This window comes from Bradyrhizobium sp., assembly GCF_035701725.1.
Taxonomy (GTDB): Bacteria; Pseudomonadota; Alphaproteobacteria; order Rhizobiales; family Xanthobacteraceae; genus Bradyrhizobium.
Map to the genome: position 1 here is coordinate 1 of NZ_DASSRP010000226.1, position 4,095 is coordinate 4,095.

The 4,095-nt window shown below is 64.6% G+C and carries 3 protein-coding genes and 1 pseudogene; 1 reads left to right on the top strand and 3 read right to left on the bottom strand.

The features are described from left to right. Positions 1-2: 2 nt before the first annotated feature. Both VFL62_RS13165 and VFL62_RS13170 read right to left on the bottom strand, forming a co-directional pair. On the bottom strand, positions 3-1,280 hold the full coding sequence (locus VFL62_RS13165; protein WP_325172817.1) for a multidrug effflux MFS transporter: 1,278 nt from the start codon (positions 1,278-1,280) through the stop codon (positions 3-5). A gap of 372 nt (positions 1,281-1,652) precedes the next feature. Beyond that, on the bottom strand, positions 1,653-3,482 hold the full coding sequence (locus VFL62_RS13170) for an aminopeptidase P family protein (protein WP_325172818.1): 1,830 nt from the start codon (positions 3,480-3,482) through the stop codon (positions 1,653-1,655). A gap of 217 nt (positions 3,483-3,699) precedes the next feature. Here VFL62_RS13170 and VFL62_RS13175 point away from each other — a divergent pair, with 217 nt between their 5' ends. After that, the gene (locus VFL62_RS13175; RefSeq protein ID WP_325172819.1) at positions 3,700-3,894 is read left to right on the top strand and encodes a hypothetical protein; all 195 of its coding nucleotides are present in this window, start codon (positions 3,700-3,702) and stop codon (positions 3,892-3,894) included. 114 nt (positions 3,895-4,008) lie between these two features. Here the strand turns inward: VFL62_RS13175 and VFL62_RS13180 are convergent. Next, positions 4,009-4,095, bottom strand: a pseudogene (locus VFL62_RS13180) (50S ribosomal protein L11 methyltransferase); the annotation flags it as partial.

Here is a 4,095-nt window from a genome sequence, read left to right on the forward strand (position 1 = left end):
AGTCACACGATCCCGCTCTCTTCTTCGGCCCGCTCGATCAACTCCTCGCTCACGATGGTCTTGCCTCTCGGGATGATGAAAACCATCGTCGAAACGCAGGCAAGCGAGAGCGCGAACACGGCAATATTGAGCGGCAGCGGCGTCGTGAAATGGCCGCCCAAATAAGCTCCGAACTGCGACAGGAACGAGCCCAGGCCCATCTGCAAAAATCCCATCGCGCCGGAGGCGGTGCCGGCCGCTTCGGGCCGGACGCTGATGGCGCCGGCGGCGGAGTTCGACATCACGAAGGCATTGGCGAACATCACGATCATCTGGGTGCCGAACAGCCATGCCGGCAGCTGGTTGATCCCGGCAACGCCCCAGACCAGGTTCAACAGGCTGCCGAGGAGTTGCAGCGCCAGTCCGAACCAGATCAGCCGTTCGAGCTGGTAGCGCGGCGAGAACCGCACGCAGAACAGATTGCCGATCAGATAGGCAAAGCCGGTGGTCGCAAACCATGCGCCATATTCGGCGCCGGTGCGGCCCATATGCGTCACCACGATGTAGGGACCTGCGCCGGCGAAGGTGAAGACGATCTGCGAGGCCAGCACCTGGCACAGCATATAGCCGATGAAGGCGCGGCTGGTCAGGAGGTTGCGGACGTCGCCGCGAAAGCTCGAACTCGAAAGCCGCACGCGGCGGGTTTCCGGCAGCGCCAGCGTGATCGCGACGGCCACGGCCAGCGACATGGCGGTGGCGACATAGAAGATCGAGCGCCAGCCGAAGGCGGTCTCCAGTAGGCCGCCGGTCAAGGGGCTCAGCATCTGCGCGATCATCATCACCGCAATCACGAGGCTGATCATCGAAGAGATACGTTCGCGGCGGTAGAGATCGCGGATGATGGCGCGGCTCACCACCATGCCGGTGGCGCCGCCGAGCGCCTGGAAAAACCGCGCGGCGATCAGTTGCGGCAGCGAGTGCGCGAAGATACAGGCCGCGCTCGCCACCACCATCAACCCGAGACCGGCGAGCAGGACCGGCCTTCGGCCGAAGCGGTCGGAGAGCGGTCCCATTACGATCTGCGAACAGGCGATGCCGACCATATAGAGCGACACGGTCATCTGCGCGATCGAGACGTCGCTTGCGAAATTCTTCGCCAGAACGGGCAGCGCCGGCACCAGCATGTAGAGCGAGATCGGCGCCACCCCGGTCATGGCGACCAGGAGCAGCAGCATGACCCGCGTCGATGCGGCCGTTTCGTTCTCGGTCAGTGCGGCCGATCTGCCGACGACGCCGTGCATGGAGAGCCCAGTTTCCGCAGCCGCGATCAGACCGCTGCCCGCAATATCGCGGAGGCGATCTGGTACGCGTCCTCTGCTTTCATTGAAGTGATTTGTTGCTGAGGACCTTAGCCGCATTCGTGACCTCGCAAATGCGGTGTTTCGGAATGCGGCTATTCGTTTTTCGGGATGCGCGCGGCGCAATCGGGTCTGTGATGAGGGAATGGCGAGAAAGGCAGCAGTCGGTGCGGAAGGTAGGCGAGCGGGATCATCAATCTGTTGGGTTCGTCATCGTCCGCGAAAGCGGACGATCCAGTATTCCAGAAACGGTGTGATGATCGAGGAGCCACGGCGTACTGGATACCCCGCTTTCGCGGGGTATGACCTCGATGGCTACAGCGACAGCGGCGCGGTGGCTTGGTCGAGCCAAGTCTTGGTCGCCTCGTCGACGTGGCCGCGCACGGCGTGGCGGACGCGGTCGTGGTATTCGTTGAGCCAGCTCAATTCCTCGCCGGAGAGCATGTTCAGATCGACCAGGCGGCGATCGATCGGCGCCAGCGTCAGGGTCTCGAACGCGTTGACCGGCTTTTCGGCGCCGGCGATTTCGGCCGCGACGACGAGCTCGAGGTTCTCGATGCGGATGCCGAAGGCGTCGGTCTTGTAGTAGCCCGGCTCGTTGGACAGGATCATGCCGCGCTTGAGCGGCGTGGTGCCGAGCTTGGAGATCCGCGCCGGACCTTCGTGCACCGAAAGGTAACTGCCGACGCCGTGGCCGGTGCCGTGCTCGAAATCGACGCCGGCCTGCCACAGGAATTGCCGCGCCAGCGTGTCGAGCTGCGCGCCTGTCGTGCCGTCAGGAAACAGCGCGCGCGAAATCGCGATATGTCCCCGCAATACGCGGGTGAAGCGGTCGCGCATCTCATGCGTCGGCTCGCCGATCGCGATGGTGCGGGTGACGTCGGTGGTGCCGTCTTCGTATTGCGCGCCGGAATCGATCAAGAGCAGATCGCCGCGCGCGATCCGGCGGTTGCTCTTGCGGGTGACACGGTAATGCACGATCGCGCCATTCGGCCCGGTGCCCGAAATGGTCGGAAACGAGACGTCCTTCAGCGCGCCGGTGTCGCGGCGGAAGGTTTCGAGCGCCTCCACGGCGTCGATCTCGGTCAGGCTGCCCCCCGGCGCCTCGCGGTCGACCCAGGCGAGAAAGCGCGCCAGCGCAATCGCATCGCGCCGGTGCGCGGCTCTGGTGCCGGCGATCTCGGTGGCGTTCTTGACCGCCTTGAGCATCGCCACGGGATCGCTGCCCCGCAGCGGCTTGCCGCCATTGGACGAGATGAGGCCGGCCAGCGCGTCGGCGGCGGTGACGCTGTCGAGGGCGATCGCCGCGCCGGTTTTTGACAGCTCGACCAGTTTTGACGTCAGCGCGTCGGGATCGGCCACCGTCGCGGTCTGTTCGAGATGATCGCGGACGCTGTTGGAAAGCTTGCGGTGATCGACGAACAACGTCGGCCGGCCGCTTTTTGGTACGATGGCGTAGGAAAGGGGCAGCGGCGTGTGGGCGACATCGCCGCCCCTGATGTTGAAGGCCCAGGCCACGGCGTGGCTGTCGGACAAGACCAGCGCGTCCGCGCCGAGCTTGCCGATTTCCGCCTCGATGCGCTTCAGCTTGGCCGCTTCGGCCTCGCCGGAAAATTGCGGGGCGTGAAGGGTGACGGGAGCCAGCGGCAGCGGCGGGCGCTCGGTCCAGACCACGTCGACCGGGTTGCCGTTGGTGGCGACCAGTTCTGCGCCAGCCTTGCTGCAGGCGGTGCGGAGCTTCTCCACCGACGTCGTCGTATGCAGCCAGGGATCGAAACCGATGCGATCGCCGGCGGCGAGATGCTGCGCGAGCCAGGCCTCGGGCGGCGGATCGACCAGCGGCTGGACGCTCCAGACCTTGGTGTCGACCTGCTTGCCCGCTTGCAGCGTGTAGCGCCCGTCGACGAACACCGCGGCCTCGCGTGCGAGCACGATGGCGAGGCCGGCCGAGCCGGTGAAGCCGGTCAGCCAGGCCAGCCGCTCCTCGGAGGGCGCGACATATTCGTTCTGCTGCTGGTCGGCGCGCGGCACCACGAAACCGGTAAGGTTGCGTTTGGTCAGCTCCTCGCGGAATGCGGACAAACGGGCCGAGAGGGCGACGCCGGTTTCCGGCTCTTCGAAGGTCTGGAAGTGCGCTTCAAACATCGGACGATAGTATCACCTTTCTTGTCGCGGGCTCGACAACCGACTCAATTCGCTTCCGATTCAGAATTTATTGTGATTGAATTGCTGCACCCGCGTTAGACGGGATTGAACGTTTCATGACGCGGAATCGTCGCGGAGCGTTTCGGCAAAATCCTTCCGGGTGGAATTCCAAGGCCAGTTCCAAGGGCGTCCAGTTTCCAGCGTCGAGGGATTAACCATGCCCGTCTTCACCTTCGAGAAGATCTCGCCGCCGATGCGCCGCGTACCCGCCTCTTCGTCCGCCGCCGAGAAACCTCGCGGCGTGCTGACCCAGCTTTTCGACCGTTTCACCGAGGCGCGCTCCCGGCGCGCCAGTTCCGACGATAAGGCGGCGGACCAGCGGCCGCCGCGCCAGCAGAAGTCCGCGAAGTAATGTAGTCATTCCGGGGCGTGCGTGGCACGAACTATGGTGCGCAATCGCGAGCCCGGGAAGCTCGAGATTCCGGATAACCGCGGCGCGGTTTCCGGAAATGACGCTGACCAAATTTCAGCGCACCTTATGAAGCAACAGGCTGCTCCAGCCCTCAAGGCGGATATGCCGCTCGAGAATGAGCCCCCGCGCCCGATAGGCGGC